At 65.7% G+C, this 26640-nt stretch carries 25 protein-coding genes and 1 pseudogene; 25 read left to right on the forward strand and 1 reads right to left on the reverse strand.

Features of this window, described 5'->3' with window-relative positions; translation table 11 throughout:
* The first annotated feature begins 91 nt into the window (after positions 1-91).
* From IQ16_RS06590 to IQ16_RS06675, 17 genes are all read left to right on the forward strand, one after another.
* A complete protein-coding gene (locus tag IQ16_RS06590; RefSeq protein ID WP_026312761.1) occupies positions 92-847 on the forward strand; it encodes an ABC transporter ATP-binding protein in 756 nt (251 codons plus the stop codon).
* On the forward strand, positions 844-1557 hold the full coding sequence (locus tag IQ16_RS06595; protein ID WP_018647705.1) for an ABC transporter ATP-binding protein: 714 nt from the start codon (positions 844-846) through the stop codon (positions 1555-1557). The genes IQ16_RS06590 and IQ16_RS06595 overlap by 4 nt, the downstream gene beginning before the upstream one ends.
* Before the next feature lie 164 nt (positions 1558-1721).
* Complete coding sequence (locus IQ16_RS06600) at positions 1722-1940, forward strand: hypothetical protein (protein WP_018647704.1); 219 nt, start codon at positions 1722-1724, stop codon at positions 1938-1940.
* A 111-nt stretch (positions 1941-2051) separates the two neighbouring features.
* The gene (locus tag IQ16_RS06605; RefSeq protein WP_018647703.1) at positions 2052-3110 is read left to right on the forward strand and encodes a YeiH family protein; all 1059 of its coding nucleotides are present in this window, start codon (positions 2052-2054) and stop codon (positions 3108-3110) included.
* 95 nt (positions 3111-3205) lie between these two features.
* The gene (locus IQ16_RS06610; RefSeq protein WP_018647702.1) at positions 3206-4378 is read left to right on the forward strand and encodes a fumarylacetoacetate hydrolase family protein; all 1173 of its coding nucleotides are present in this window, start codon (positions 3206-3208) and stop codon (positions 4376-4378) included.
* A gap of 486 nt (positions 4379-4864) precedes the next feature.
* Entirely contained in the window at positions 4865-5830 is a 966-nt protein-coding gene (gene ytfQ / locus IQ16_RS06620) for a galactofuranose ABC transporter, galactofuranose-binding protein YtfQ (RefSeq protein WP_018647701.1), read from the forward strand.
* Between the two features lie 115 nt (positions 5831-5945).
* Entirely contained in the window at positions 5946-7490 is a 1545-nt protein-coding gene (locus IQ16_RS06625; RefSeq protein ID WP_018647700.1) for a sugar ABC transporter ATP-binding protein, read from the forward strand.
* Positions 7487-8479: an ABC transporter permease gene (locus tag IQ16_RS06630; protein ID WP_018647699.1), complete on the forward strand. Its 993-nt coding sequence runs from the start codon at positions 7487-7489 to the stop codon at positions 8477-8479. Before IQ16_RS06625 ends, IQ16_RS06630 begins: the two co-directional genes overlap by 4 nt.
* Positions 8476-9456, forward strand: a complete 981-nt coding sequence (yjfF, locus tag IQ16_RS06635) for a galactofuranose ABC transporter, permease protein YjfF (protein WP_018647698.1) — start codon at positions 8476-8478, stop codon at positions 9454-9456. Before IQ16_RS06630 ends, yjfF begins: the two co-directional genes overlap by 4 nt.
* Positions 9453-10229 carry a FadR/GntR family transcriptional regulator gene (locus IQ16_RS06640; protein ID WP_018647697.1) on the forward strand — a complete coding sequence of 259 codons (777 nt, stop codon included), beginning with the start codon at positions 9453-9455 and terminating at the stop codon, positions 10227-10229. The genes yjfF and IQ16_RS06640 overlap by 4 nt, the downstream gene beginning before the upstream one ends.
* A complete protein-coding gene (locus tag IQ16_RS06645; protein ID WP_018647696.1) occupies positions 10226-11152 on the forward strand; it encodes a Gfo/Idh/MocA family protein in 927 nt (308 codons plus the stop codon). Before IQ16_RS06640 ends, IQ16_RS06645 begins: the two co-directional genes overlap by 4 nt.
* A gap of 2 nt (positions 11153-11154) precedes the next feature.
* The gene (locus IQ16_RS06650) at positions 11155-12234 is read left to right on the forward strand and encodes an aldose epimerase family protein (protein WP_018647695.1); all 1080 of its coding nucleotides are present in this window, start codon (positions 11155-11157) and stop codon (positions 12232-12234) included.
* A complete protein-coding gene (locus IQ16_RS06655; RefSeq protein WP_026312760.1) occupies positions 12234-13112 on the forward strand; it encodes an SMP-30/gluconolactonase/LRE family protein in 879 nt (292 codons plus the stop codon). The genes IQ16_RS06650 and IQ16_RS06655 overlap by 1 nt, the downstream gene beginning before the upstream one ends.
* Positions 13113-13182: 70 nt before the next feature.
* Entirely contained in the window at positions 13183-14256 is a 1074-nt protein-coding gene (chvE, locus tag IQ16_RS06660; protein ID WP_018647693.1) for a multiple monosaccharide ABC transporter substrate-binding protein, read from the forward strand.
* Between the two features lie 134 nt (positions 14257-14390).
* Complete coding sequence (gene mmsA, locus IQ16_RS06665) at positions 14391-15962, forward strand: multiple monosaccharide ABC transporter ATP-binding protein (protein WP_018647692.1); 1572 nt, start codon at positions 14391-14393, stop codon at positions 15960-15962.
* Entirely contained in the window at positions 15959-17149 is a 1191-nt protein-coding gene (gene mmsB, locus IQ16_RS06670; protein ID WP_018647691.1) for a multiple monosaccharide ABC transporter permease, read from the forward strand. The genes mmsA and mmsB overlap by 4 nt, the downstream gene beginning before the upstream one ends.
* Before the next feature lie 478 nt (positions 17150-17627).
* Complete coding sequence (locus IQ16_RS06675; protein ID WP_145831317.1) at positions 17628-18845, forward strand: sensor histidine kinase; 1218 nt, start codon at positions 17628-17630, stop codon at positions 18843-18845.
* Positions 18846-18872: 27 nt separating this feature from the next.
* On the opposite strand, the gene IQ16_RS45515 is transcribed toward IQ16_RS06675, so the two are convergent.
* On the reverse strand, positions 18873-19028 hold the full coding sequence (locus tag IQ16_RS45515; protein WP_167526305.1) for a hypothetical protein: 156 nt from the start codon (positions 19026-19028) through the stop codon (positions 18873-18875).
* Positions 19029-19192: 164 nt separating this feature from the next.
* On the opposite strand from IQ16_RS45515, the pseudogene IQ16_RS06680 reads away from it, so the two are divergent.
* The 8 genes and pseudogenes from IQ16_RS06680 to IQ16_RS06715 all read left to right on the forward strand — a co-directional run bounded on the left by IQ16_RS06680 (position 19193) and on the right by IQ16_RS06715 (position 26453).
* Positions 19193-19767, forward strand: a pseudogene (locus tag IQ16_RS06680) (cytochrome c oxidase subunit 3 family protein).
* Entirely contained in the window at positions 19767-20030 is a 264-nt protein-coding gene (locus IQ16_RS06685; protein ID WP_018647686.1) for a cytochrome C oxidase subunit IV family protein, read from the forward strand. Before IQ16_RS06680 ends, IQ16_RS06685 begins: the two are co-directional and overlap by 1 nt.
* Before the next feature lie 94 nt (positions 20031-20124).
* Positions 20125-20577, forward strand: a complete 453-nt coding sequence (locus tag IQ16_RS06690) for a c-type cytochrome (protein ID WP_018647685.1) — start codon at positions 20125-20127, stop codon at positions 20575-20577.
* A gap of 40 nt (positions 20578-20617) precedes the next feature.
* Entirely contained in the window at positions 20618-21964 is a 1347-nt protein-coding gene (locus IQ16_RS06695; protein WP_018647684.1) for a cbb3-type cytochrome c oxidase subunit I, read from the forward strand.
* A gap of 62 nt (positions 21965-22026) precedes the next feature.
* Entirely contained in the window at positions 22027-22839 is an 813-nt protein-coding gene (locus tag IQ16_RS06700; protein ID WP_026312759.1) for a CbbQ/NirQ/NorQ/GpvN family protein, read from the forward strand.
* 10 nt (positions 22840-22849) lie between these two features.
* Positions 22850-24766 (forward strand): nitric oxide reductase activation protein NorD, encoded by a 1917-nt coding sequence (locus tag IQ16_RS06705; RefSeq protein ID WP_018647682.1) that lies wholly within the window; start codon positions 22850-22852, stop codon positions 24764-24766.
* Positions 24767-24833: 67 nt separating this feature from the next.
* On the forward strand, positions 24834-25496 hold the full coding sequence (locus IQ16_RS06710; protein WP_018647681.1) for an HAD family hydrolase: 663 nt from the start codon (positions 24834-24836) through the stop codon (positions 25494-25496).
* 6 nt (positions 25497-25502) lie between these two features.
* Entirely contained in the window at positions 25503-26453 is a 951-nt protein-coding gene (locus IQ16_RS06715) for a sugar-binding transcriptional regulator (RefSeq protein WP_018647680.1), read from the forward strand.
* Positions 26454-26640: the final 187 nt, after the last annotated feature.

Here is a 26640-nt window from a genome sequence, read left to right on the forward strand (position 1 = left end):
CGAAGTGCGAACCCGGAATCTCGAGATTCCGGGTCTGGTCCTGGCGGACCATCCCGGAATGGCGGTGCCAGACAACGGCGCGAGGCGCACCATGCTTGAGATCCGCAACCTCGCAAAATCCTTCGGCGGCGTGAAGGCGACCAATGACGTCTCGCTGGATTTCCCCGACGGTTCGCTCACCGCGGTGATCGGCCCGAACGGCGCGGGCAAGAGCACGTTCTTCAACCTGATCACCGGCGCCTTGAGGCCGGATTCCGGCAAGGTGCTGCTCGACGGCGTCGATCTCGCCGGCCGCTCGCCGCCGGAGATCGTGCGCCACGGCATCGGCCGCGCCTTCCAGGTCGCCAGCATCTTCAAGTCGCTCACCGTGCAGGAGACCATGCTCGCCGCGGTCAGTGCCGACCAGCGCACCTCCGCCGTGCTGCACAAGCGCTTTCCCTTGCCCGAGACGCGCGACCGCGCCGAGCATGTGATGGAGCTGCTGGGTCTGGTAAGCAAGCGCCATCGCACGGCGGCGACGCTCTCGCATGGCGATCAGAAGCTGCTCGATATTGCGCTGGCGCTGGTGCTCGAACCAAAAGTGCTGCTGCTGGATGAGCCGACCGCCGGCATGGGTCCGGAGGAGCGCTGGCGCATGATCGACAAGGTGCGCGAGCTCTGGGAGAGCCAGAAGATCACCGTCGTCTTCATCGAGCACGACATGGACATCGTGTTCAAGATCGCGCCCAAGATCGTCGTGCTCTGCTATGGCCGCATCCTCGCGACCGGCACGCCCGACGAGATCCGCAACAACAGCGCCGTGGTCGACGCCTATCTCGGCACCGAGCATGCGGGAGCGGCCGCATGAGTGCCGCCGTCATCGAAGTCGCCGATCTCGACGTCTACTACGGCACCAGCCAGATCCTGTTCGGCGTCGGCCTTTCGGTGCGGCAGGGCGAGACCATGGCGCTGCTCGGCCGCAATGGTGCCGGCAAGTCCACCACCATGAAGGCGATCATGGGTCTCGCGCCGCCACGGCGGGGCAGGGTCAGCCTGCGCGGCGCGGTGATCTCGGGCCAGAAGCCGCATACGATCGCGCGCGCCGGTCTCGGCTTCGTGCCGGAGGATCGCCAGATCTTTCCGGAGCACACGGTCGAGGACAATCTCCTCATCGGTCGCAAGAAGGGGCCGGAGGGCCAGGACGAATGGCCGATCAAGCGCATCTATGAGGTCTTCCCGCTCTTGGAGCCGCTGCGCCATCGCATCGCCGGGCGCCTCTCCGGCGGCGAGCAGCAGATGCTGGCGATCGCGCGCACGCTGATGGGCAATCCGGCGCTGCTGCTGCTGGACGAGCCGAGCGAGGGGCTGGCGCCGATCATCGTGCAGCGGATCGGTGAGCTGTTGCGGCAGCTCCGCCAGCTTGGCTCGACCGTGCTGATCGCCGAGCAGAACATGCATTTCTGCCTGGGTCTTGCCAGCCACGCCACGGTCATCGACAAGGGCCAGATCGTCTATGCGGCCGGGATCGACGAGCTGAAGGCCAACGACGCGATCCGGCGGCGTTATCTGGCCCTGTAGCCCGCGCCGCCGGTGTCCAAATAGGCCGGAAGAAGAAAACTATTGCCGCGGCATCGTCGGGAGGAAGGAGTTTCCCCTCCGGAGGGTAAAAACGCCAATCGCTTCCATTGCTGTTTCGGGCCGAAACGACGACATTTCTGCCAGAAATTGATGGATCGGCAGCTATGGAACGCACTGCATTTGAGCCCTTCGGCGAGCAGCTGGTGTCCGCAACGGACGCCCAGCCGAAATCGCGCGCCTCGAAGCTGCTGCTGCGGGCCGGCACGACGCTGTTCTGGTCGCTGGTCGCCGGCATCGTGCTGGCGCGTGCGGCCTTCTTCGAGCCGGGCATCTATGACGGCTTCAGCCGCGTCGCCTCGCTGGCGAAAAGCCTGATCTTCTGAGCCCAATTATTCCAGGCCGAGGACAGAACTTCCCTCGGCCCTGATATGTCGAAAACATATTTCCCAATCGGGCCGCGCTGCGTATAAATCCTTCTCCTCCGGGAGAAATTTGTGTCGCAGAATCAAGCATCCAGCCCGGCCGAGTCCAAGCCGGCCACCGCCGTCAGCCGCATTGCGGCGCTGATTCCGGGCATTCTCCTCTGCATTCTCGTCGCCGGCGTCTCGGCCCTGCTTGAGCGGGCGGAACTGGGCGTCTTCGAGCACCCCTATGTCGAAGCGCTGGTGATGGCGATCCTGCTCGGCATGGCGCTGCGCAGCTTCTGGAAGCCGGCCCCGCGCTGGCAGGCCGGCATCGCCTTCAGCGCCAAGCAGCTGCTCGAAGTCGCGGTGATGCTGCTCGGGGCCTCCATCAGCTTCGCCGCCATCGCGGCCTCCGGAATCGCGCTGCTGGCATCGATCGCCGCGGTTGTCGTGGTCGCGCTCTGCGTCTCCTTTGGCCTCAGCCGGCTGCTCGGTCTGTCGACGCGGCTCTCGATCCTGATTGCCTGCGGCAACTCGATCTGCGGCAATTCCGCGATCGCCGCCGTGGCGCCCATCATCGGCGCCAACAACGACGAGATCGCATCCTCGATCTCCTTCACCGCGATCCTCGGCGTGATGATGGTGCTGGGCCTGCCGCTGCTGATCCCGCTGCTGCAGCTGTCCGCCACCCAATACGGCATCCTCGCCGGCCTCACCGTTTACGCGGTGCCGCAGGTGCTTGCGGCGACTGTGCCGGCCGGCCTCGTCTCGACGCAGATCGGCACGCTGGTGAAGCTGATGCGCGTCTTGATGCTCGGTCCGGTCGTCGTCGGCCTGTCGCTGGTTGCCTCGCGCTGGCAGAGCGATGCCAAGAAGACCAGCGTCGGCTTCTTCCGCCTGGTCCCCTGGTTCATCCTCGGCTTCCTCGCGCTCGCGACGTTGCGCTCGCTCGAAATCGTGCCGGCCACGGTGGTTGGCCCCGTGACGAAGATCACGAGCTTTCTCACGGTGGTCTCGATGGCGGCGCTGGGCCTCGGCGTTGACGTGCGCGTGCTCGCCAATGTCGGTGGCCGCGTGACGGCGGCCGTCACGCTGTCGCTGATGCTGCTGCTGGGGATCAGCATCGCGCTGGTGCACTGGTTCAAGTAGGGGCGCGCTCTCTGGACTTCCCCTGCCAGACGTTTATTGGTCGTCGCCAATGTGATCGGCCGCGGCCGATCGGAAAAACAGCGAGGACGCCGGCCATGACGACATTGACTGTAAAAGACCTTCTCCCCGAGGACGGCACGCGGGGAACATTGGTCGGCCGCGTCTGGCTGCCGCAGGTGAATGGCCCGGCCGTGGTCGCCGTGCGCGGCGACGGCGTCTTCGATGTCACCGCAAAATTTGCGACCATCAGCGCGCTGTGCGAGGAGGACAATCCCGCCAAGGCGCTGGCTGCGGTCAAGGGCGAGCGCATCGGCGATCTCGAAGCCATCGTGGCCAACACGGCCCCCGACGGGCGCGATCCCAAAAGGCCCTGGCTGCTCGCGCCGGTCGATCTCCAGACCTTGAAGGCTGCCGGCGTCACCTTCGCGATCTCGATGCTGGAACGCGTCATCGAGGAGCGGGCCAAGGGCAATCCGGCCTCGGCCGAAGCGATCCGCAAAGAGGTGACGCGGCTTATCGGCGACGATCTGTCAAAGCTCAATCCGGGCTCGGACCAGGCGATGCATCTGAAGCAGGTGCTGATCGACCAGAACGCCTGGAGCCAGTATCTCGAGGTCGGCATTGGCCCCGATGCCGAGGTCTTCACCAAGGCGCCGACCATGTCCTCGGTCGGCACCGGCATGGATGCCGGCCTGCATCCGAAATCGACCTGGAACAATCCCGAGCCGGAGCTGGTGCTGTTCGTCTCGAGCCGCGGCAAGATCGTCGGCGGTGCGCTCGGCAACGACGTGAACCTGCGCGACTTCGAGGGCCGTTCGGCGCTGCTGCTGTCGAAGGCCAAGGACAACAACGCGTCCTGCTCGATCGGCCCGCTGCTGCGGCTGTTCGACGACAGCTTCACGCTCGACGACGCGCGCAAGCTCGACATCAGCCTGAACGTGACGGGCACGGACGGCTTCGTCCTCGACGGCCACTCCTCGATCAGCAAGATCAGCCGCGATCCGACCGATCTCGTCGCGCAGACCATCGGCAAGATCCATCAATATCCCGATGGCTTCGTTCTCTTCCTCGGCACCATGTTCGCCCCCGTGAAGGATCGCGACGCGCCGGGGCAGGGTTTTACCCATAAGCGCGACGACATCGTCACCATCGCAGCGCCCGAGCTCGGCAAGCTCGTCAACCGCATGCGCACCAGCGACGAGTGCGAGCCCTGGACGTTCGGCATCAGTGCGTTGATGAAGAATCTCGCGCAGCGGAAGCTGATTTAGTTTCTTCGCCTCTCCCCGCGTGCGGGGAGAGGCCCGATTGCATCGAAGATGCGATCCGGGTGAGGGGGACTCACCGCGAGTCAATCTGCTCGAGAGACGCAGGGGCTCTATCGACACCGTCATTGCGAGCGCAGCGAAGCAATCCAGAACCCTCCGCGGAACGACTCTGAATTGCTTCGCTGCGCTCGCAATGACGAGGAGGAGAGTCTGCGCGTCCGTTTGTCGCCGTCCTCGCGGAAACTCCCTCATCCCAGCCGCCCTACAATTTCCTTCATCTCCCCGTTGCATCGCTGGAACAAAATCGCGCTTAGCGTGTCTTAGAACCGCCCGCCGCCGCTCGCGCGCATTTTCCTCCAAATAGTCAAATAATATGACTAGTCGGAACCCATCTTCCGTGAAATAGTGCCTTCCGCCGCCCAAAAGGCCGGCCTGCGGGTGCCATGCTACCAATCGGCGCCCCGGATAACATCTTGGGAGACACGCCTGATGACCCCTAAAGCCCTCTTTGCGGCCAGCGCCATGGCCGCCTTGCTGCTCGCGCTGCCGGCCAGTGCCGGCCAGCTCACCATCGGCTTCTCGCAGATCGGATCGGAATCCGGCTGGCGCGCGGCCGAGACGTCGGTCTCCAAGCAGGAAGCCGCCAAGCGCCAGGTCAATCTCAAGATCGCCGACGCCCAGCAGAAGCAGGAGAACCAGATCAAGGCGATCCGCTCCTTCATCGCGCAGAACGTCGATGCGATCTTCCTCGCTCCCGTCGTTTCGACCGGGTGGGACTCGGTGCTGAAGGAAGCCAAGGAGGCCAAGATCCCGGTCGTGCTGCTCGACCGCGACATCGATCCCTCCGGCAAGGAGCTTTATCTCACCGCGGTCACGTCAGACAGCGTGCACGAGGGCGCGGTCGCCGGCGAATGGCTGGCGAAGACCGTCGGTGAGAAGGCCTGCAACGTCGTCGAATTGCAGGGTACGGTCGGCGCCAGCGTCGCCGCCAACCGCAAGAAGGGCTTTGACACTGCCGTCGCCAAGCATCCGAACCTGAAGGTGGTGCGCAGCCAGACCGGCGACTTCACCCGCGCCAAGGGCAAGGAGGTGATGGAGAGCTTCATCAAGGCCGAAGGCGGCGGCAAGAACATCTGCGCCGTCTATGCCCACAATGACGACATGATGGTCGGCGCGATCCAGGCGATGAAGGAAGCCGGCCTCAAGCCCGGCAAGGAGATCCTCACCGTCTCCATCGACGCGGTGCCCGACATCTTCAAGGCGATGGCCGCCGGCGAAGCCAATGCCACCGTCGAGCTGACGCCGAACATGGCCGGCCCCGCACTCGATGCCATCGCGGCCTTCAAGGACAAGGGCACGGTTCCGCCGAAATGGATCCAGACCGAGTCGAAGCTCTATACGGCTGCCGACGATCCGCAGAAGATCTACGACAGCAAGAAGGGCCTCGGTTACTGAGGCGGGCTTCGCCGGACCGCGCGCTTTGCGGTCCGGCCCCCCTTCGAAACCGCTGCGCGAACGAATAGGCTGGGCGTCCGCATCGTTTGCGGGCGCCGGTGGGAGTGACGTCGCGATGGAAAACAGCCTTGATCCTGCTCTGCCGCTGCTGGAAGTGCGCGGGATCAGCAAGAGCTTTGGCGCCGTGCGCGCGTTGCAGGAGGTCGACTTCACGCTGCGTGCCGGCGAGATCCATGCTCTGCTCGGCGAGAACGGCGCCGGCAAGTCCACACTGATCAAGGTCGTCACCGGCGTATTCGCCCGCGATGCCGGCATTGTCAGGCTTGGTGGTGAAGAGGTCGCGCCGCGCTCGGCCAAGGCAGCGCTCCAGGCCGGTATCGCCACCGTGTACCAGGAGGTCAATCTGCTGCCGAACCTCTCGGTGGCGCAGAACCTGTTCCTCGACCGCCAGCCGATGCGCTTCGGCATCGTGCGCGAGGGCGAGATGCGCCGCCGCGCCAAGGCGTTGCTCGCGGATTTCGGCCTCGACATCGACGTCGCCGCGCCGCTCGGCAACTATTCCGTCGCGATTCAGCACGTCACCGCGATCGCCCGCGCGGTGGATCTCTCCGCGCGCGTGCTGATCCTGGACGAGCCGACCGCGAGCCTCGATCGGCATGAGGTCGAGATTCTCTTTCGCATCATGCGCCAGCTTGCCAAGCGCGGTATCGGCATCGTCTTCGTCAGCCACTTCCTCGACCAGGTCTACGAGATATCCGACCGCATCACCGTGCTGCGCAACGGCCGCCTCGTCGGCGAGCGCGAGACCGCCTCGCTGCCGCGGCTCGAGCTGATCCGGATGATGCTCGGCCGCGAACTTGCGGAAACCACCAGCGCGCGGGCGGCAACGCGCGAGCATCAGGCGCGCGAGGTCTGTGCGAGCTTCGAGAATTACGGCAAGGCCGGCTATGTCGCGCCCTTCAGTCTCGAGCTGCGCCACGGCGAGGTGGTCGGCCTTGCCGGGCTGCTCGGCTCGGGCCGCACCGAGACGGCGCGGCTGGTGTTCGGCGCCGAACGTGCCGATGGCGGGCAGGCGAGGGTAGAGGGGGCACCGGTGCGGCTGCAGTCGCCGCGCGACGGCGTGCGCCACGGCTTTGGCTATTGCCCGGAGGAGCGCAAGACCGACGGCATCGTCGCCGAGCTCAGTGTGCGCGAGAACATCGTGCTCGCGCTCCAGGCCAAGCGCGGCCTGCATCGACCGTTGTCGCGCCGCGAGCAGGACGAGATCGCGCGCCGTTACGTCAAGATGCTCGACATCCGCCCGCCCGATCCGGAGCGGCCCGTGGGCCTGCTCTCCGGCGGCAACCAGCAAAAGGTGCTGCTGGCGCGCTGGCTTGCGACCTCGCCGCGGCTTCTCGTGCTGGACGAGCCGACCCGCGGCATCGATGTCGGCGCGCATGCCGAAATCATCCGCCTGATCCGCGAGCTCTGCGACGACGGGCTTGCGCTGCTCGTGATCTCCTCGGAGCTGGACGAGATCGTGACCTATTCGGACCGCGTCGTCGTGCTACGCGACCGCGCCCATATCGAGGAGCTCGCGGGCGAGGCGATCGACGTCGGCAACATTCTCGCCGCCATTGCCGCCGATGGCGCCGCGGTTGCGCTTGAGGCCCACACATGACAGCGCTGTTGCCGCGCCGCGGCCTCGCCCAGATCCTGGCGCTGATCGTCATCCTCGCGGTCGACCGCGTGGTGTCGCCGCAATTCTTCGATCTGCGCCTGCAGGACGGCCGGCTGTTCGGCAGCCTGATCGACGTGCTCAACCGCGGCACGCCGGTGGCGCTGCTCTCGCTGGGCATGGTGCTGGTGATCGCGACGCGCGGCATCGATCTCTCCGTCGGCGCGGTCATGGCCATCTGCGGCGCTATCGCGGCGAGTCTCGCCGACAGCCACGGCCTGCCGGTGGTGCTGGCAGCCGCGCTCGGCGCCGGCCTCGTTTGCGGCCTCTGGAACGGTTTTCTCGTCGCCGTGCTCGGCATGCAGCCGATCGTGGCGACGCTGATCCTGATGGTGGCGGGTCGCGGCATCGCCCAACTCATCACCGAAGGACGCATCGTGACGTTTTCATCGCCGGACCTGGTCTGGCTCGGCAATGGCTCGGTGCTCGGCCTGCCGGTGCCGGTCGTGATCGCCCTGGGCATGCTGATCCTCACCGGCGCAGTGGTGCGCGGCTCCGCGCTCGGCCTGCTGATCGAGGCGACCGGCGGCAACGCGCGCGCGAGCGAGCTCGCCGGCGTCGGCACCCGCGCGATGATTTTGGCGGTCTATGTCTGGTGCGGCGTCTGCGCCGCGCTCGCCGGCGTGATCGCGGCGGCCGACATCATGGGCGCGGATGCCAACAATGCCGGCCTCTGGCTCGAGCTCGACGCGATCCTGGCCGTCGTGATCGGCGGTACCTCGCTGTTCGGTGGCCGCTTCAGTCTCGTGCTCGCGGTGCTGGGGGCGCTGATCATCCAGACCATGAACACCGGCATTCTGCTCTCGGGCTATCCGCCGGAGTTCAACCTGCTGGTCAAGGCGGTGGTGGTGCTCGCGGTGTTGCTGCTACAATCGCCGAAATTCTCTGGTCTCGCCGGCATCGCCGCGCGGCTGCGGAGGACCAAAGCATGAAAGGCCTGCCGCCGGTTCTCATCACCGCCATCGTGCTCGTCGCGGGCTTTGCGATCTGCGCCATGCAATTCCCCAACATCGCCTCCACCCGCGTGGTCGGCAATCTGCTCACCGACAATGCCTTTCTCGGCATCGTCGCGACCGGCATGACCTTCGTCATCATCTCCGGCGGCATTGACCTCTCGGTCGGCTCGGTGATCGGCTTCACCACGGTGTTCGTCGCGCTGGCGATCGAGCGCTGGGGCGTGCCGCCGCTGGTCGCCTTCATGGCCATCCTCGCGCTGTCGGCGGCGTTTGGCGCGGCGATGGGGGCGGTGATTCACGTCTTCGATCTGCCGCCCTTCATCGTCACGCTCGCCGGGATGTTCCTCGCCCGTGGTGCGAGCTTCCTGCTCTCGACGGAATCGGTGCCGATCACCGCACCGGTCTATTCCACCGTGTCGGACTTCGCGCTACGCATGCCCGGCGGCGGGCGATTGACGGCGATCGCGATCATCATGCTCGTGATCGTGATCGGCGGCGCCTTGCTGCTGCATCTCACGAGGTTCGGCGCCAACGTCTATGCGCTCGGCGGCAGCCGGACCACCGCGAGCCTGATGGGCGTTGCCGTCGGCAAGATGACGATCAAGATCTACATGCTGTCGAGCCTGCTTGCGGGGATCGCCGGCATCGTCTTCTCCTTCTACACCAGCGCCGGTTATTCGCTCTCGGCCGTCGGCGTCGAGCTCGACAGCATCGCGGCCGTCGTGATCGGCGGCACGCTGCTCACGGGCGGACAGGGCTCGGTGATCGGTACCTTCCTCGGCGTATTGATCCAGGGCATGATCCAGACCTACATCAATTTCGATGGCACGTTGTCGAGCTGGTGGACCAAGATCGCGACCGGCGTCTTGCTGTTCGCCTTCATCGCCCTGCAGCAGGGGCTGGTCGCGCTGGCGCGCCGGCCGGTGGCCAAGAGCGCAGGAGCGGCGTCATGACCTCGCGCATCGTCGTCATCCCGACGCGGCGGGCTCACTCCAACCACGCGGAGGTGGCCCGCTCGATCGGTGTCGATATCATCGCCGGCCGCTACGCGGAAGGCACGCGCCTGCCCGGCGATGCCGAGATGATCGCGATGTTCGGCGTGTCACGCCCGGTGCTGCGCGAGAGTGTGAAGACGCTGGTCGCCAAGGGCCTGCTCACCACCAAGGCGCGGGTCGGCACCGTCGTGCGCGAGCGCGGCGCCTGGAACATGTTCGACGCCGACGTGCTGGCCTGGCACCTCGACGCCGGCATCGACAAGCGCTTCCTCAACGACCTCGCCGAGATTCGTCTGGCGGTCGAGCCGCGCGCGGCCATGCTCGCGGCCGCGCAGCGGTCCGAGGAGGACATCGCCGAGCTCCGCCGCAGCATGGACCGCATGCGGCGTGAAGCCTCCGACTCGGTCGGCTTTGCCGATGCCGATCTCGCGCTTCACGTTGGCGTGGCACGGGCCTCCGGCAATCTGTTCATGCGCTCGATCGGGCACGTCATCGAGGCAGCCTTACGCGCGTCGTTCCTGCTCAGCGCTCCGGTCGAGACGGAGGATCGCGACACCGTGCTGCTCTGGCACCAGAAGATCGTCGATGCCATCGCGGCCGGTGATGCGGACGCCGCATCCGAGGCCATGGTCTATGTCATTCACAACGGCATGCGCCGCCACGAGGGCACGGTGATCGAGACCGCCCCGGCCGAGCCGCTGCCGTCTGCAGATACTGGAGAACAAGCGTGACAGACCTTCGTATCGCCATAGTCGGCTTCGGCAAGATCGCGCGCGATCAGCATGTGGGCGCGATCGCGGCGACACCGGGCGCAACGCTCGCGGCCGTGGCGAGCCGCAATGCCTCGCTGCCGGACCTGCCGCATTTCGCCACCATCGAGGAGCTGCTGGAAAAAGGTCCGCCGATCGACGCGGTCTCGCTCTGCACGCCGCCGCAGGTGCGCCGCGCCCAGGCCGCCGCGGCGCTCGCCGCCGGCAAGCATGTCATGCTGGAGAAGCCGCCGGGCACCGGCGTTGCCGAGCTCGATCCGCTGATCGCGATGGCGACTGATGCGAAGCGAACGCTGTTTGCCACCTGGCATTCGCGCTACGCGCCGGCGGTCGAGCCGGCCCGCGAATGGCTGGCCACGCGCCGGATCAAATCCGCGCACATCAACTGGAAGGAGGACGTCCGCGTCTGGCATCCCGGTCAGGCCTGGATCTGGGAACCAGGCGGGCTCGGCGTGTTCGATCCCGGCATCAACGCGCTATCGATCCTGACCCGCATCCTGCCGCAGCCGGTGTTCGTCACTGCGGCCGAGCTTGCCTTCCCGGCCAATTGCCAGGCGCCGATCGCCGCGAACCTGAACCTGACTGATATCAGAGGCCTGCCCATCACCGCCGAGTTCGACTTCCGGCAGACCGGCCCGCAGAGCTGGGATATCCTCGTGGAAACAGACCAGGGCCGGATGACATTGTCTGATGGCGGCCGGCGGATGGCCGTCGACGGTAAGGCCATTGCGGATGCGCCCGATCAGGAATATCGCGAGCTGTACCAGCGCTTCGTCAGGCTGGCGGCGTCAGGCGCAAGCGATGTCGATCTGGCGCCGCTGCGTCTCGTCGCCGACTCTTTCCTGCTCGGCAAGCGCACGATCGTCGAACCGTTTGTGGACTGAACATGGCCGGCTCAAGGAAAATAGAAAAGGACGTCTTCGGAACACTGCCCGACGGCCGCAAGGTCGAACGCATCGTGCTGCGCGGGCAGGGCGGCTTCGAGGCTCGCATCATCACCCATGGCGCGGTGATCCAGGCGCTGATCGCGCCTGATACCAAAGGTGGTTACGACGACGTCGTGCTTGGCCATGACGACTTCGCCGGCTATCTCGCCGAACGGAAGTTCTTGGGCGCCACCGTCGGCCGCTATGCCAACCGCATCGCAAAGGGACAATTCTCGCTCGACGGCGAAACGGTGCAGCTCCCCGTCAACAACGGCCCGAACGCGCTGCACGGCGGTCTCGATGGTTTCGATCGCAAGCTCTGGGAGATTGCCGCGATCGACGAGGGCGTCGAGCCCGCGGTGACGCTCACCTATTCCAGTCCCCATGGTGAGGAGAATTATCCCGGCAAGCTCGACGTCCGCCTGACCTATCGCATCACGGGCCCGACCGAGCTGTCGCTGGCGATGGAAGCGCGAACCGACCGGCCGACCATCGTCAACCTGACCAACCATAGCTTCTTCAATCTGGAAGGCGCCACGTCAGGCACGTCCATTCTCGACCATCGCTTGACGGTCGCGGCCGAGCATTTCCTCGCCATCGATCCCACCGCCATTCCGCTGCCGGAGCCGCCGCGCGCGGTGGCCGGCACGCCGTTCGACTTCCGCCATCCGCACGCCGTCAGCGAGCGCATCCGCGAAAGCGATCCGCAATTGCGCAACGGCAGGGGCTACGACCATACCTATTGCCTCGGCCGCGATGGCATGCTTGCGCTCGCCGCGCGGCTGGAGGCACCGCGCTCGGGACGCGTCATGGAGCTGCTCACCAATCAGCCCGGGCTTCAGGTCTATTCCGGCAACTACCTCGACGGCACGATCTCGGGCAAGGGCGGCAAGCTGATCCGGCAGTCGGACGCCATGTGCCTGGAGCCGCACATCTGGCCCGACGCACCGAACCGGCCGGACTTTCCGAGCCCGCGCCTCGATCCCGGCCAAGTCTACCGGCATCACACCGTCTATCGCTTTGGAGTGAGGGCGTCATGATGGAACAGGTGCCGACCTCGGTTCTATCCGCCGAGCAATGTCATCTCGGCGAAGGGCCGACCTATGATGCGACCACCGACACCGCCTGGTGGTTCGATATCCGCGAAGGCAAGCTGTTCGAGGCGCAGCTCGGTAGCGGCTCTGTCCGTATCCACGCGCTCGGCCGGATGGCGAGCGCGCTCGGGCGCATCGACGCCGAGCGGCAGTTGATCGTGGCGGAAGACGGGCTCTATATCCGCAAGCTCGCGGACGGCGCCATGACGTTGTTCTGTCCGCTCGAGGCGGACAACCCGGCGACGCGCTCAAACGATTGCCGCGTGCACCAGTCCGGCACATTCTGGATCGGCACCATGGGCAAGAAGGCCGAGCCGAAGGCGGGGGCGATCTACGCGCTCCATCGCGGCAAGATCTCGACGCTGTTTCCCGGCATCAGCATTCCCAATTCGATCTGCTTCTCGCCCGATGGCGCCACCGGCTATTTCACCGATACCCCGCGCGCCATGCTCTACGCCGTCCCGCTCAACCCCGCGACCGGCCTGCCGCGCGGCGAACCGGAGGTGCTGCTGCGCCACAGCGGCATCGGCGGCCTCGACGGCTCGGTGTGCGACGCCGATGGGCAGATCTGGAATGCCTGCTGGGGCGCGAGCCGCGTCGATGTCTACTCGCCGCAAGGCGAACGCCTGCGCTCGATCGGCGTGCCGGCGAAGCAGGCGAGTTGCCCGGCCTTCGTCGGCCCCGACCTGTCGCGCCTGCTCGTCACCTCGGCCTGGCAGGACATGGACGCGGCGGCACGCGCCGCCGATCCGCAAGCCGGCTGCACCTTCCTGCTCGAAGCATCCGCGCGCGGTCGCGCGGAGCCCGATGTCAAGCTCGCATAGGAGACCCCAAGCAACCGACCTCCGTTCTCGACGACACGAAGAAACAGTCTGACACCCAAGGGAGTGAAACATGCTGAAACTGAAGACGACATTCCTCGCGCTGGCGCTCGCCGGCGCTGCGACGATGGCCACGGGCCTGTCCGCCACCGCGCAGGACAAGGCAACCGTCGGCATTTCCATGCCGACCAAATCGTCGGCGCGCTGGATCGACGACGGCAACAACATGGTCAAGGTGCTGAAGGAGCGCGGCTACAACACCGACCTGCAATATGCCGAGGACGACATTCCGAACCAGCTCTCGCAGGTCGAGAACATGGTGACCAAGGGCGCCAAGGCGCTGGTGATCGCCGCGATCGACGGCACCACGCTGTCCGACGTGCTCAAGCAGGCGAAAGCAAAAGGCATCACCGTGATCGCCTATGACCGCCTGATCCGCGGAACGCCGAACGTCGACTATTACGCGACCTTCGACAATTTCCAGGTCGGCGTGCTCCAGGCGGAGTCGCTCGTGCAGGGCCTCGGCCTGAAGGACGGCAAGGGCCCCTTCAACATCGAGCTGTTCGGCGGCTCGCCCGACGACAACAACGCCTACTTCTTCTACAACGGTGCGATGAGCGTGCTGAAGCCGTACATCGACAGCGGCAAGCTCGTCGTCGTGTCCGGCCAGATGGGCATGGACAAGGTCGCGACCCTGCGCTGGGACGGCGCCACCGCCCAGGCCCGCATGGACAATCTGCTCAGCGCCTACTACGGCAACAAGAAGGTCAACGCCGTGCTGTCGCCCTATGATGGCCTCTCGATTGGCATCATCTCCTCGCTGAAGGGCGTCGGCTACGGCAGCGCCGACCAGCCGATGCCTGTTATCTCGGGCCAGGACGCCGAGGTGCCGTCGATCAAGGCCATGCTGCGCGGCGACCAGTACTCGACCATCTTCAAGGACACCCGCGACCTCGCCAAGGTGACCGCCGACATGGTCGACGCCGCGCTTGCCGGCAAGCAGGTGACGGTCAACGACAGCAAGACCTACGAGAACGGCGTCAAGACCGTGCCGTCCTATCTGCTCAAGCCGGTCGTGGTCTACAAGGACAATTGGGAGAAGACGCTGGTCGACAGCGGCTACTACAAGAAGTCGCAGTTCCAGTAAGAGTTGCTACTCCGTCATTCCGGGGCGATGCGCAGCATCGAACTCAGGTGCGCAATTGCGCACCTGAGAATCTCGAGGTTCCGGGTTCGCCCTTCGGGCGCCCCGGAACGACGGCGATTTAGGGACATGACACAATGACCGCCATGCTGGAGATGCAAAACGTCAGCAAGAGCTTTGCCGGTGTGCAGGCGCTGCGCGACGTCAATTTCTCGGTTCAGGCCGGGCAGATCCACGCCCTCGTCGGCGAGAACGGCGCCGGCAAGTCGACGCTGATGAAGGTGCTGAGCGGCGTCTATCCGGCGGGCAGCTACGAGGGCACTATCGTCTTCGAGGGTGAGGAACGCCGCTTCCGTGACATCAACGATTCCGAGGCGCTCGGCATCATCATCATCCATCAGGAGCTGGCGTTGATCCCCTTGATGTCGATCGCCGAAAACATCTTCCTGTCGCATCCGCCGTCGAAGTTCGGCGTGATCGACCGCGACGAGGTCTACCGGCGCACGCGCGAGCTGCTGGCGCAGGTCGGCCTGAGGGAATCGCCGGATACGCTGATCACAGATCTCGGCGTCGGCAAGCAGCAGCTGGTCGAGATCGCCAAGGCGCTCTCCAAGCGCGTGCGCATGCTGATCCTGGATGAGCCGACCGCGAGCCTCAACGAGGCCGACAGCGCTGCGCTGCTCGAACGCCTCATGGCCTTCCGCGAGCAGGGCATCGGATCGATCCTGATCTCGCACAAGCTCAACGAGGTCGCCAAGGTCGCCGACCACATCACCGTGCTGCGTGACGGCCGCACCGTCGACAGCATCGACTGCCGTGCCGAGCCGATCCAGGAAGACCGCATCATCCGCAGCATGGTCAACCGGGATATGGCGCACCGTTTCCCGGAGCGTAGCGTGACGATCGGCGAGCCCGTGCTCGATGTCGCGAACTGGTCGGTCTATCACCCCATCCATCCCGAGCGGCAGGTGATCAAGAACGTTAATTTCGGCGTCAGGCGCGGCGAGGTCGTCGGCATTGCCGGCCTGATGGGGGCGGGGCGCACCGAATTCGCCATGAGCCTGTTCGGCCGCTCCTGGGGCACCAATATCAGCGGCAGCATCAAGCTCGAAGGCCGCGAGATCGCGCTGCCGAGCGTTGCCGCGGCGATCGATGCCGGCCTTGCCTATGTTACCGAGGACCGCAAGCAGCTCGGCCTGATCCTTGCCGACGACGTCCGCAAGAACATCACGCTGGCGAGCCTCGACCAGGTCGCGCCGGGCAGGGTGATCGACGACATCGCCGAGCTGAAGGTCGCCAGCGACTACCGCAACCGCATGCGCATCCGCTGCTCCGACGTCTACCAGGAGACCGGCCAGCTCTCCGGCGGTAACCAGCAGAAGGTGGTGCTGTCGAAATGGCTGATGACCGATCCCAAGGTCCTGATCCTGGACGAGCCGACAAGGGGCATCGACGTCGGTGCCAAATACGAGATTTACTGTATCATCAACGAGCTGGCGGAAGCCGGCCGCGGCGTCGTGGTGATCTCCTCGGAGATGCCCGAGCTGCTCGGCATCTGCGACCGCATCTGCGTCATGAACGACGGCGCCTTCGTCGGTGAGTTCAAGGGCGCTGAAGCGACACAGGAAAAGATCATGCGCGCCATCATGCGCAACGAACGAAGCAACAGCGTGCCTGAGGCCGCGGAGATGGGAGGATCGCAGCCATGACCGACAAGACGGTTTCGCTGCCCGAGGAGCGCCGGCACGGCAGCTTCATCAAGAACAATCTGCGCAATTACGGCATGCTGATCTCTCTGATCGCGATCATGCTGTTTTTCCAGGTCATGACCGGCGGGACCCTGCTCCAGCCGCTCAACCTCACCAATCTGGTTCTCCAGAACAGCTACATCGTCATCATGGCGCTGGGTATGCTGCTGGTGATCGTCACCGGCCATATCGACCTCTCGGTCGGCTCGGTCGCGGGCTTCATCGGCGCCGTGGCCGCGCTTCTCATGGTGACCTACAAGGTCGACTACACGCTCGCCTTCATCGCCTGCCTCGCGCTCGGCGCCGCCATCGGCGCGGCGCAGGGCTATTGGGTGGCCTACTTCAAGATCCCGTCCTTCATCGTCACGCTGGCGGGCATGCTGGTGTTCAAGGGTCTTGCGCTTGCGGTGCTGCAGGGCCAGTCGCTCGGGCCGTTCCCGCCGACCTTCCAGAAGCTGTCGTCGGGCTTCATTCCGGAGCTGCTGCCCGAGGCCGGCACGCTGCATCCGACATCGATGCTGATCGGCGCCGTGCTCGCGCTCGGCCTCGTCTATGCCAGCGCCAAGGGGAGGTCGCGCGAGCAGTCGCACGGCATCGAGGTCGAGCCTTACGCGTTCTTCCTCGGCAAGAGCATTCTGCTCGCCTGCGCCGTGCTCTATTTCACCTACCTGATCGCCTCGCATCGCGGCCTGCCCAACGTGCTGGTGATCATGACTGCGCTGATCGCGCTCTACGGCTTCGTCACCCGCCGCACCGTGATCGGCCGGCAGATCTACGCGGTCGGCGGCAACGCCAAGGCGGCCAGCCTGTCGGGCATCAAGACCGAGCGGCTGACCTTCCTCACCTTCGTCAACATGGGCGTGCTCGCCGCGCTCGCCGGCCTCGTCTTCGCCGCGCGGCTGAACACCGCAACGCCCAAGGCCGGCCTCGGCTTCGAGCTCGACGTCATCGCCGCCTGCTTCATCGGCGGTGCCTCGGCCTATGGCGGCGTCGGGCGCGTCGGCGGCGCCGTGGTCGGCGCCATGATCATGGGCGTGATGAACAACGGCATGTCCATCCTCGGCATCGGTATCGACTACCAGCAGGTCATCAAGGGCCTGGTGCTGCTGGGAGCGGTGTGCATCGACGTGTATAACCAGCGAAGGTAGGCGTAAAATCACGTCGCGGAGGTGAGGCTCTGGCGCCGCCCGCGCCAGGCGGTTACAATTTTCGTCGATTTCGATCACGGCTTCGGCATCGCGACCGGGTCCGCTGCCTCGCGATGACCATGATTTGGGGGCTAGATTCGGGGGGCCGAGCAGGGCACGGGCAGGTCAGCACCAGTGGCGGCTCATATCCGCGAGATGACGGACGACGAATTTGAGGGGCGGCTTCGCATCCTCGTGCGGATCGTTTCCGTCTGCACCCTGGGGCTCTGCTCCTTTGCTGCAGGTTTGTTGATCGGGGCCTTTGTTCTGTTCTGATCAAGGCGATTCACGCCAAGCCTCGGAGAGAGAGGCGCCGGCGCGCCTTCTTGATCTAGATCAACTGGCAACGAGTTTCGCGCGAATTTCATGCGGTTGGCGCAAGTGATTACGGGGAACCTGAGTGGCGCGTACAGTGGGGTCATCGCCGGCTTCGGAGGTGATGCTGGTCTCGACGTTGCCGGCGTTGCAGCTGATCTACGACACTGCCCCGATCGGGCTGGCCTGTCTGTCACCGGACTGCCGCTATTTGCTGATCAACCAGCGTCTGACTGAAATCTGCGGCATATCCGTCGAAGGCCATCTTGGGCACACGGTCAGGGACTGCGTGCCGGCCCTGGCGGATTCCGTCGAGCAGATTGTGCGCTCGATCGTCGCGACGGGCGAGCCGGTGATCGGTATCGAGGTGGCGGGGCAGCGGGCCGATCAGGTCGAGGAGCGTTCCTGGGTCACCTATTGGCACCCGCTGCGAATGCCGGACGGCGAGATCGTCGCGGTCAACGTGGCGGCGGAGGAGATCACCGAACGCAAGCGCGCCGAGCGGGAGGTTCGCAGCGCCAGGGACGCCGCTGAGACCGCGCTTCGCCATCTACGCGATATCCAGGACACCCTGATCGAGGCGGAAAAGCTGGCTGCGCTCGGGCACATGGTCGCCGGTGTCGCGCACGAGATCAACACACCGCTGGGCAGCAGCCTGACGGTCGCCTCGACGCTCCAGCGCAAGGCCCAGCAGTTCGCCGCGGAGGTCGCGCGAGGCAATCTCAAGCGTTCGACATTGACGGGTTTTCTGGAGCTGGTGGGCGATGCCTCGGCGCAGCTGGTCAACAATCTCGGCCGCGCCGCCGAACGAGTGCAGTCCTTCAAGCAGGTGGCGGCCGATCAGACCCGGTCACACCGGCGCAGCTTCGATGCGGGTGAACTGACCGGCCAGGTTCTCTCCCAGTTCGAGCGGCAGCTGCGCACGCGCGACATCGCGCTTGGCCTGCGCTGCGAGCCAAAGTTGGCCATGGACAGCTATCCGGGTCCGTTCGGGCAGGTGCTCACCAATCTCGCCGTCAATGCGATGACGCATGCCTTCGCTGGCGGCGGAGGAGGGAAGATCGACGTCTCGCTGCGCGCGGCAGGCCACGGGCATATCGAGCTGCTGTTTGCCGACGACGGTTGCGGCATGGCGCCCGACGTGGAGCGGCGGGCCTTCGATCCTTTCTTCACCACACGCCGACATGACGGCGCGAGCGGCCTTGGCCTGCACATCGTGCACAGCATCGTCGTGGATCGATTGGGCGGACAACTCCGGCTCGAAAGCAAGCCCGGCGAGGGCACGCGGATTCAGCTGGTCCTGCCGAGAACGGCGCCCGATCGGCGATCCGGCGAGAGCTGATCGCGCCCCCGATCCGCGGCGTCCGGGTTACTGGGTCGTGAACAGCACCGTCGCGATCGCGACGGAGAGGCTTACCGCCGACGCGGTCGCGACCGTCGACAGCACCCCCATGCGCCGGAGCGCGATGGCGAAGGCGATGATGATGGGTGTCGCCGTCATCAGCCCGATCTGTGCATCGCTCATATCGTCACTCCCTGTGAACTCTGAGCCCTTCGTAGCGCGTTCCGGCCCGCCGGACGTTGCGTCGGCGCAAACAACGCGCTCCGGCGTTCTCCAGTTTGTCCTGCGACAAATTCCGAACTGGACGGGCGAGCTAAGCCTTTCCGGTGTCCTGATCCGGAAAGACGATGTCGACGGCGGAGTGCGAACAACAGGGAACCGGTTGGGGAATTCTGGAGGATCTCCCCGGCGATCCATGATCTGGGTGCTGATCTTCAGCGAGCTCGTGGCTTTCGGCCTGTTCCTCGGCGCCTTCGTCGTCGCCCGCGCGATCCACCCCGCACTGTTCGCGGCCGGGCAGGCGGCGCTCAATCTAGATCTCGCCGGCCTCAATACCGTCGTGCTGGTGACCAGCGGCTGGGTTGCGGCCCGGGCCACGAAAGCCGCGCGGGCCAGCGAGAGGCGGGCGTCGCGCCGCTGGCTTCTCGGCGCGATGGCGCTGGGAGGCCTCTTCATTGCGATCAAGCTCGCCGAATACGCCGAAGAGATCGGGCGCGGCGTCGGGCTCGAAACCAGCCCGTTCTTCACGCTCTACTTCCTCCTGACCGGCTTTCATCTGCTGCATGTCGGCCTCGGCATCATCATCCTCGCCGTGGTCTGCCGCCGAGCCGAGACAGTGGGCGTCGAGACGGGCGCCGCGTTCTGGCACATGGTCGATCTGGTCTGGATCGTCATGTTCCCGGTTCTCTATCTGGTGCGCTGATGAATCTGGATCGCCTCGACATCGCCTGGCTCGTGCTGATCGGCCTCGCGCTCGCAACGATCGCGCTGCCGCCGTTGATGCCGCGGCCGCTGCTCGGCAACGCCCTGTTGCTGGCCTTGGCCGCGCTCAAGGGCCGCCGGATCGCGCTCGACTTCATGGACCTTCGCGCTGCGCCCGCGCATTGGCGCGGTCTCGTCAGCGCCTGGATCCTGATCGTGCTCCTGCTCGCCTGGCTCGCCTCCGCCGTCGTCGGCCTGATCTGACGCGCTCATTGCGCCCTGACAAAGAACGGGGCGGGCCAAGCGGCAATAAATCGCCGCATCGCTATTTCGCAGAAACAACCGGAAAGGATTGGCAATGGCTGAACGCCTGACCAAGTCGGCCGCTCGAAACGTGTTCTACGGCGGCTCGGCCTTTTTCTTCGCCATCTTCATAGGGCTGACGGCGCACAGCCATTACTACATGGCCACGAGCTCGACCGACGCGACCACGCTGACCTCGTCGGTCGCCCGCGGCAAGCATGTCTGGGAGAAGAACTCCTGCATCAACTGCCACACGCTGCTGGGCGAGGGCGCCTATTTCGCGCCCGAGGTCGGCAACGTCTGGGATCGCTGGGGCGGCAAGGAGGATCCGGCCGGCGCGCGCGAGACGCTGAAGGCCTGGATGCAGGCGCAGCCCTCGGGCGCACCGGGCCGGCGGCAGATGCCGCAGTTCAACCTCACCGACCAGGAGCTCAACGATCTCGCCGACTTCCTGCAATGGACCTCGACGATCAAGCGCCAGGAATGGCCGCCGAACAAGGCGGGCTAGAGCACGCGACTTTCCTCTTTCAAGACTAGAGAGAACCGAGATGAAATACCAAACCCAGAAAGTCGCGATTCTGTATTTCTACGGCGCGCTGACGCTGTTCCTGGCCCAGGTCCTGTTCGGCCTGCTCGCCGGAACCATCTACGTCCTGCCCAACACGCTCTCGACCCTCCTGCCGTTCAACATCGTCAGGATGATCCATACCAACGCGTTGATCGTGTGGTCGCTGATCGGCTTCATGGGCGCGACCTATTTCCTGCTGCCCGAGGAAACCGAGACCGAGCTTTTCAGCCCGCTGCTCGCGAAGATCCAGTTCTGGATGTTCTTCGGCGCGGCGGGCGTCGCCGTGGTCGGCTATCTCTTCCACTATCATGAGGGCCGCGAATTCCTCGAGCAGCCCTTCATCATCAAGGTCGGCATCGTTGTCGTCTGCCTGATGTTCCTGTTCAACGTCACCATGACGGCGCTGAAGGGGCGCAAGACCACGGTCACCAACATTCTGCTGTTCGGCCTGTGGGGCGTTGCGATCTTCTTCCTGTTCGCCTTCTACAATCCGGCGAACCTCGCGGTCGACAAGATGTACTGGTGGTATGTCGTCCATCTCTGGGTCGAGGGCGTCTGGGAGCTGATCATGGCCTCCGTGCTCGCCTATCTCATGATCAAGCTCAACGGCATCGACCGCGAGGTGGTGGAGAAGTGGCTCTATGTCATCATTGGCCTGGCGCTGTTCTCCGGCATCCTCGGCACCGGCCATCACTTCTACTGGATCGGCGCGCCCGGCTACTGGCAGTGGATCGGCTCGCTGTTCTCCACGCTCGAGGTCGCGCCGTTCTTCACCATGGTGATCTTCACGGTGCAGATGACCTGGAAGGCCGGCCGCAAGCATCCGAACCGCGCCGCGCTGCTGTGGTCGGTCGGTTGCTCGGTGATGGCGTTCCTGGGGGCCGGCGTCTGGGGCTTCCTGCACACGCTGTCCTCGGTGAACTACTACACCCATGGCACCCAGGTCACCGCCGCGCACGGCCATCTCGCCTTCTTCGGCGCTTACGTGATGCTGAACCTGTCGGTGATGGCCTACGCGATCCCGCAGCTCAGGGGACGTGCGCCCTATAACCAGTGGCTCAGCATGGCGAGCTTCTGGATCATGTGCACGGCCATGATGACCATGACCTTCGCGCTGACCTTCGCCGGTGTGATCCAGGTCCATCTGCAGCGCATCCTCGGCCAGAGCTACATGGACGTGCAGGACCAGCTCGCCTTCTTCTACTGGATCCGGCTCGGTTCCGGCGTGTTCGTCGCGATCTCCGCGCTGATGTTCGTGTGGGCCGTGCTGGTGCCCGGCCGAGAGAAGACGGCGGCCATTCCGGCCGCGTTGCAACCGGCCGAGTAAACGCACATGGCGGCCGCGGTTCGCCGCGGCCGCCGTCTCAATGTGAATTGCGGAGAATGACCATGAAAGCTGCCCTCCACGCCGTCACTGCGCCGGCGCCGGCGCTGCCGCCTTATGTCGCCAGCGGCAATGAATGCGCGCTGTTCGGACACGCCTGGCGGCATCAGCTTCCGGTCCTGCTGAAGGGCCCGACCGGCTGCGGCAAGACCCGCTTCGTCGCGCATATGGCGGCACGGCTGGGCCTGCCGCTCCACACCGTCGCCTGCCACGACGATCTCACCGCGGCCGATCTCACCGGCCGCTATCTCTTGCGGGGCGGCGATACCGTGTGGGCCGACGGCCCGCTGACGCGCGCGGTGCGCGAGGGCGGCATCTGCTATCTCGACGAGGTCGTGGAGGCGCGCAAGGACGTCACCGTCGTGCTGCATCCCCTGACCGACGACCGCCGCATCCTGCCGCTGGAGCGCACCGGCGAAGAGCTCGCCGCGCCTGAGAGATTCATGCTCGTGGTCTCCTACAATCCCGGCTACCAGACGCTGCTGAAGGCGCTGAAGCCCTCGACGCGGCAACGCTTCGTCGCCATCGAGTTCGGTTTCTTAGCCCCAGAGCAGGAGATCGCGGTGGTCGCGGCCGAGAGCGGGCTGTCGCCGGATCGGGTGCGGCCGCTGGTTGCACTGGCCGGCCGGCTGCGCGCGCTCAAGGGCCACGATCTCGAGGAGGGCGTGTCGACCCGCCTCGTCGTCTATTGCGCCACGTTGATTGCCGCGGGCATGCCGACTGCCGATGCCGTGCTCGCCGGCATGATCGAGCCGCTGACCGACGATGCCGACGTCAAGGCGGCGCTGCTCGACGTCGCACGCGCCGTGATCGGGTGAGGCCGGTCCCATGCTCGACTTCCTCGAACTGGAGGAGACGGTTGGCCGTGCCTGGCACAAGATGGTCGGCGGCACCGCGAGCTATCCGGTTCACGCCGATCATGCGGTCTCGCTTGCCGAGATGAGAAGCAGGCTCGCGGTGATGTTCCGCGCGCTCGGCGGTGAGGCTGGCGTGCAGATCGCGAGCGCCGGCGCGCGCAAGTCCAACCATCGGCTCGGCTGGCGGCAACGCATCGGTCTCGGTGACGAGCGCCTCGAACAGCCGGGCCGCGACGCTGCAACCATCTTCCTGCCGGACAGCATCGCGATTTTCGCCGACCGCGAGCTCAATGCATGCCTCTATCGCTGGCTCGCGGCCTGGTTCGCGGTCGCGCCGATCGAGGCGATCGCCGAGACCGATCCGCTCCGGCGCGATCTGCTCGTGCTGCGCCGCGCCGCGGAAACGGCGGTTTTCGTGCTCGCGCAGTTTCCCGGGCTCGTCGCCGACTACGCCCAGCTCGCCGCGGCAACCGCCGAGGCCCGGCCGCGGCGCCCACTGCCGCGCATCGAGCAGGAGATCGAGCAGATCGTTCTCGCCCTGCTCGGTGCCGGACCTGCGCCCGCAGGACAATTGTGGCCGGCGATGATGGGAACGGCGCCGCTGCCGGACAAGGCGCCGCCGGGCTATCATCCGATCCTGCCGTGTCCGCTATGGGGCGATTGCTGGACGCGCGAGCTCACGCCCGCACATGCGGGTGAGGACGAGTGCGCTGCTGGTGCGGAGCCCGCCAGCGAGGACAATCGCAAGCGCTTCGCCGTGCGCGAGCGCGAGGACGGCGCCAACCGCCGCGATCCCTTCGTGCTCAACCGCTTCGAAAAAATCCTGGCGATGGCCGAGATGGTCAATGTCGATCGCCCCGCGGACGACAGCGAGGACGAGGACGCGCAGAAAGCGGCCGACGACCTGGAGGAGATCACGCTCAGCCGCCGCACGGGCAAGCCGGCGAGCCGGTTCAGGTTCGATCTCGACCTGCCGCCGGAGGCGCTCGATGCCTCGCGCCTGAACGCGGAGCTGACCTATCCCGAATGGGATTATCGCAGCAGCTCTTATCTGCCCGATCATTGCCGCGTGCTCGCAGCTCCGGCTTCGGAGACCGGAGAAAGCTGGACGCCTGACGAGACCATGCGCCGGCACATCCGCCAGGTGCGCCGTCGCTTCGAGGTCTTGCGGCCGCGCCATGAATTGATGCGGGCCCAGGCCCACGGGCACGACCTCGACCTCGACGCGCTGGTGCGCGCGAGGTGTGACCTTCGCGCCGGCAGCAGCGCTGGTCTCGATCGTGTCCACATGGCGATGCGCCCGCAAGGGCACGATCTCGCCGTCACGCTGCTGGTCGACGTCTCGCTCTCGACCGATGCCTGGGCCAATGGCTACCGCGTGCTCGACGTCGAGAAGGAGGCGCTGCTGGTGCTCGCCCACGGCCTCTCGGCCTGCGGCGATCACCACAGCATTATGACCTTCACCTCGCGCCGGCGGTCCTGGGTGCGGCTTGAAACGGTCAAGGCGTTCGGCGAGCCGATGAGCGGCGTGGTCGAGCGCCGCATCGGTGCGCTCAAGCCCGGCTATTACACGCGGATCGGCGCGGCGGTCCGCCACGCCTCCGCCGAGCTTGCGCGCCAGCCGCAGCGCAAGAAGCTGCTGCTCATCCTCACCGACGGCAAGCCGAACGACGTCGACCATTATGAGGGGCGCTTTGCGCTCGAAGACACCAGGAAGTCGGTGCAGGAGGCGCGCCGGCTCGGCATCGCGGTGTTCGGCGTGACGATCGACGCGGCGGCGCAATCCTATTTTCCGACGCTGTTCGGCCGCAGCGGCTATGCCATCGTCGGCAACATCAAGCGACTGCCCGCGGCGCTGCCGGCGATCTACCGGCAGGTGGCCCATTGAACCAGTCGAACCAAGTGCTCCCGAGTGAACTATTGCTCATCGCATGGGTATATGATCGAATGGGCAGATGGACCAAATCCGGTCGAAACCAGATCTCATCATCTTTGACTGCGACGGCGTGCTCGTCGACAGCGAGCTGCTGAGTTGCCGGTGCTTGTCCGAGGTGCTGGCGGAGTTCGATTTCGAGCTCAGCCTGGAGCAGGCGCTCGAGCTGTTTCTGGGCCGCAGCACGGCCGCGATCGGACAATATTATCGCGAGCGTGGACGAACACTACCCGATGAATTCCTGCCGCGCCTGAAGGCGCGCGTGCTTGAGACCTTTGCGAAGTCGCTCCAGCCAATCCCCGAGGTTGCCACCGTTCTATCCGCGCTGAAGGCACCGCGCTGCGTCGCCTCATCCAGCGATCTCGATCGTGTCTCGCTGTCGTTGGACGTGACTGGCCTCGCGTCGCATTTCGACGGCCGGCTCTATACCGCGCAAATGGTCAAGCACGGTAAACCCGCACCGGACCTCTTTCTCCACGCCGCCGAAATGATGCGCGCCGACCCCTCGCGCACGCTGGTGATCGAGGACAGCGTCAGCGGCGTGCAGGCGGGCAAGGCGGCCGGCATGACCGTCTGGGGATTTGTCGGCGGCGGCCATTATCGCAGCCGCGACGGCCGGGCTATATTGTCGGCCGCCGGGGCCGATCGGGTCTTCGCGCGCATGAGCGATTTCTGGGAGATGTGAGCCCGCATGGCCGCCGAGAACGACAAGTCGAGACTCGACGACGCCGCGCGTGCCGGCTGGCTCTATTTCATTGCCGGCCACACCCAGGACGAGATCGCAAAGATGCTCCAGGTCTCGCGCGCCTCGGCGCAGCGGCTGGTCTCGCTGTGCCTCGCCGAACGGCTGATCACCTTCCGGCTCGAACATCCCATCGCCGCCTGCATGGAGCTGGCGGCCCGTCTGAAGGAACGGTTCGACCTCGTTCATTGCGAGGTGGTGCCGGCCGATTCTGCCGCGCCGCAGGCAACTGCAGGCATTGCCGAGCGCTGCGCCAATCTGCTCGATTCCACGCTGCGCTCGGAGACGCCCGTCATCGTCGCGCTCGGCACGGGCAGGGCGGTGCGTGCCGCGGTCGAGCGCGTCACGCCGATCGACCGGCCCAATCACCAGATCGTCTCGCTGGTCGGCAACATCTCCGCCGACGGCTCGGCGAGCTTCTACGACACCGTCGGCCGGCTCGCCGATCGCACCGGCGCGCGGCACTATCCGATGCCGCTGCCCTTCCTGATGTCGTCGGAGGACGAGCGCAACAGGATGGTGCGCATCGAGCCGATCGCCAAGGTGAAGGCGGTCGCGGCCAGGGCCGATTTGCGCCTCGTCGGCATCGGCCAGATGGATCAGAAGGCGCAGGTGCACGTCGACGGCTTCGTCACCCGCGACGAATTGTTCGAGATGATGCGCCTGGGAGCGATCGGCGAGATCACCGGCTGGGCCTATGATGCGAAGGGCCGCGTGCTCAAGGCCGGCACCAACAAGCGCCTCACCAGCATCCCGCCCGAAGTGCCGGCAAAAACCACGACCATCGGCGCCGCCGTCGGGGCAGCCAAGGTGGCGGCGATCTCCGCGGCGTTGAGCGGGGGCCTGATCAACGGGCTGATCACGGACGAGGCGACGGCGAGGGCGATCCTGGAGCGGTAGGGGCGGAGCTGGCACGGCAGCGGGACTCCGCTCCCTCTCCCGCTTGCGGGAGAGGGCTGGGGAGAGGGTCTTTCCGCTGGCAAGACTCCCCAAGAGGAGCAAGCCCTCACCCGCATCGCATCTGTCGATGCGATGCGACCTCTCCCGCAAGCGGGAGAGGTGGAGCAAGCCGCGCCATCTGCTTCCA

The sequence above is a fragment of the Bradyrhizobium huanghuaihaiense genome (genome assembly GCF_007830635.1).
Lineage (GTDB): Bacteria > Pseudomonadota > Alphaproteobacteria > Rhizobiales > Xanthobacteraceae > Bradyrhizobium > Bradyrhizobium huanghuaihaiense.

What these genes read in the sequence shown, in the direction of transcription:
- IQ16_RS06590 (WP_026312761.1), top strand. Translation starts at nt 92, where the DNA reads ATGCTTGAGATCCGCAACCTCGCAAAATCCTTCGGCGGCGTGAAGGCG.
- IQ16_RS06595 (WP_018647705.1), top strand. Translation starts at nt 844, where the DNA reads ATGAGTGCCGCCGTCATCGAAGTCGCCGATCTCGACGTCTACTACGGC.
- IQ16_RS06600 (WP_018647704.1), top strand. Translation starts at nt 1,722, where the DNA reads ATGGAACGCACTGCATTTGAGCCCTTCGGCGAGCAGCTGGTGTCCGCA.
- IQ16_RS06610 (WP_018647702.1), top strand. Translation starts at nt 3,206, where the DNA reads ATGACGACATTGACTGTAAAAGACCTTCTCCCCGAGGACGGCACGCGG.
- ytfQ (WP_018647701.1), top strand. Translation starts at nt 4,865, where the DNA reads ATGACCCCTAAAGCCCTCTTTGCGGCCAGCGCCATGGCCGCCTTGCTG.
- IQ16_RS06625 (WP_018647700.1), top strand. Translation starts at nt 5,946, where the DNA reads ATGGAAAACAGCCTTGATCCTGCTCTGCCGCTGCTGGAAGTGCGCGGG.
- IQ16_RS06630 (WP_018647699.1), top strand. Translation starts at nt 7,487, where the DNA reads ATGACAGCGCTGTTGCCGCGCCGCGGCCTCGCCCAGATCCTGGCGCTG.
- yjfF (WP_018647698.1), top strand. Translation starts at nt 8,476, where the DNA reads ATGAAAGGCCTGCCGCCGGTTCTCATCACCGCCATCGTGCTCGTCGCG.
- IQ16_RS06640 (WP_018647697.1), top strand. Translation starts at nt 9,453, where the DNA reads ATGACCTCGCGCATCGTCGTCATCCCGACGCGGCGGGCTCACTCCAAC.
- IQ16_RS06650 (WP_018647695.1), top strand. Translation starts at nt 11,155, where the DNA reads ATGGCCGGCTCAAGGAAAATAGAAAAGGACGTCTTCGGAACACTGCCC.
- IQ16_RS06655 (WP_026312760.1), top strand. Translation starts at nt 12,234, where the DNA reads ATGGAACAGGTGCCGACCTCGGTTCTATCCGCCGAGCAATGTCATCTC.
- chvE (WP_018647693.1), top strand. Translation starts at nt 13,183, where the DNA reads ATGCTGAAACTGAAGACGACATTCCTCGCGCTGGCGCTCGCCGGCGCT.
- mmsA (WP_018647692.1), top strand. Translation starts at nt 14,391, where the DNA reads ATGACCGCCATGCTGGAGATGCAAAACGTCAGCAAGAGCTTTGCCGGT.
- mmsB (WP_018647691.1), top strand. Translation starts at nt 15,959, where the DNA reads ATGACCGACAAGACGGTTTCGCTGCCCGAGGAGCGCCGGCACGGCAGC.
- IQ16_RS06675 (WP_145831317.1), top strand. Translation starts at nt 17,628, where the DNA reads ATGCTGGTCTCGACGTTGCCGGCGTTGCAGCTGATCTACGACACTGCC.
- IQ16_RS45515 (WP_167526305.1), bottom strand. Translation starts at nt 19,028, where the DNA reads ATGAGCGATGCACAGATCGGGCTGATGACGGCGACACCCATCATCATC.
- IQ16_RS06685 (WP_018647686.1), top strand. Translation starts at nt 19,767, where the DNA reads ATGAATCTGGATCGCCTCGACATCGCCTGGCTCGTGCTGATCGGCCTC.
- IQ16_RS06690 (WP_018647685.1), top strand. Translation starts at nt 20,125, where the DNA reads ATGGCTGAACGCCTGACCAAGTCGGCCGCTCGAAACGTGTTCTACGGC.
- IQ16_RS06695 (WP_018647684.1), top strand. Translation starts at nt 20,618, where the DNA reads ATGAAATACCAAACCCAGAAAGTCGCGATTCTGTATTTCTACGGCGCG.
- IQ16_RS06700 (WP_026312759.1), top strand. Translation starts at nt 22,027, where the DNA reads ATGAAAGCTGCCCTCCACGCCGTCACTGCGCCGGCGCCGGCGCTGCCG.
- IQ16_RS06705 (WP_018647682.1), top strand. Translation starts at nt 22,850, where the DNA reads ATGCTCGACTTCCTCGAACTGGAGGAGACGGTTGGCCGTGCCTGGCAC.
- IQ16_RS06710 (WP_018647681.1), top strand. Translation starts at nt 24,834, where the DNA reads ATGGACCAAATCCGGTCGAAACCAGATCTCATCATCTTTGACTGCGAC.
- IQ16_RS06715 (WP_018647680.1), top strand. Translation starts at nt 25,503, where the DNA reads ATGGCCGCCGAGAACGACAAGTCGAGACTCGACGACGCCGCGCGTGCC.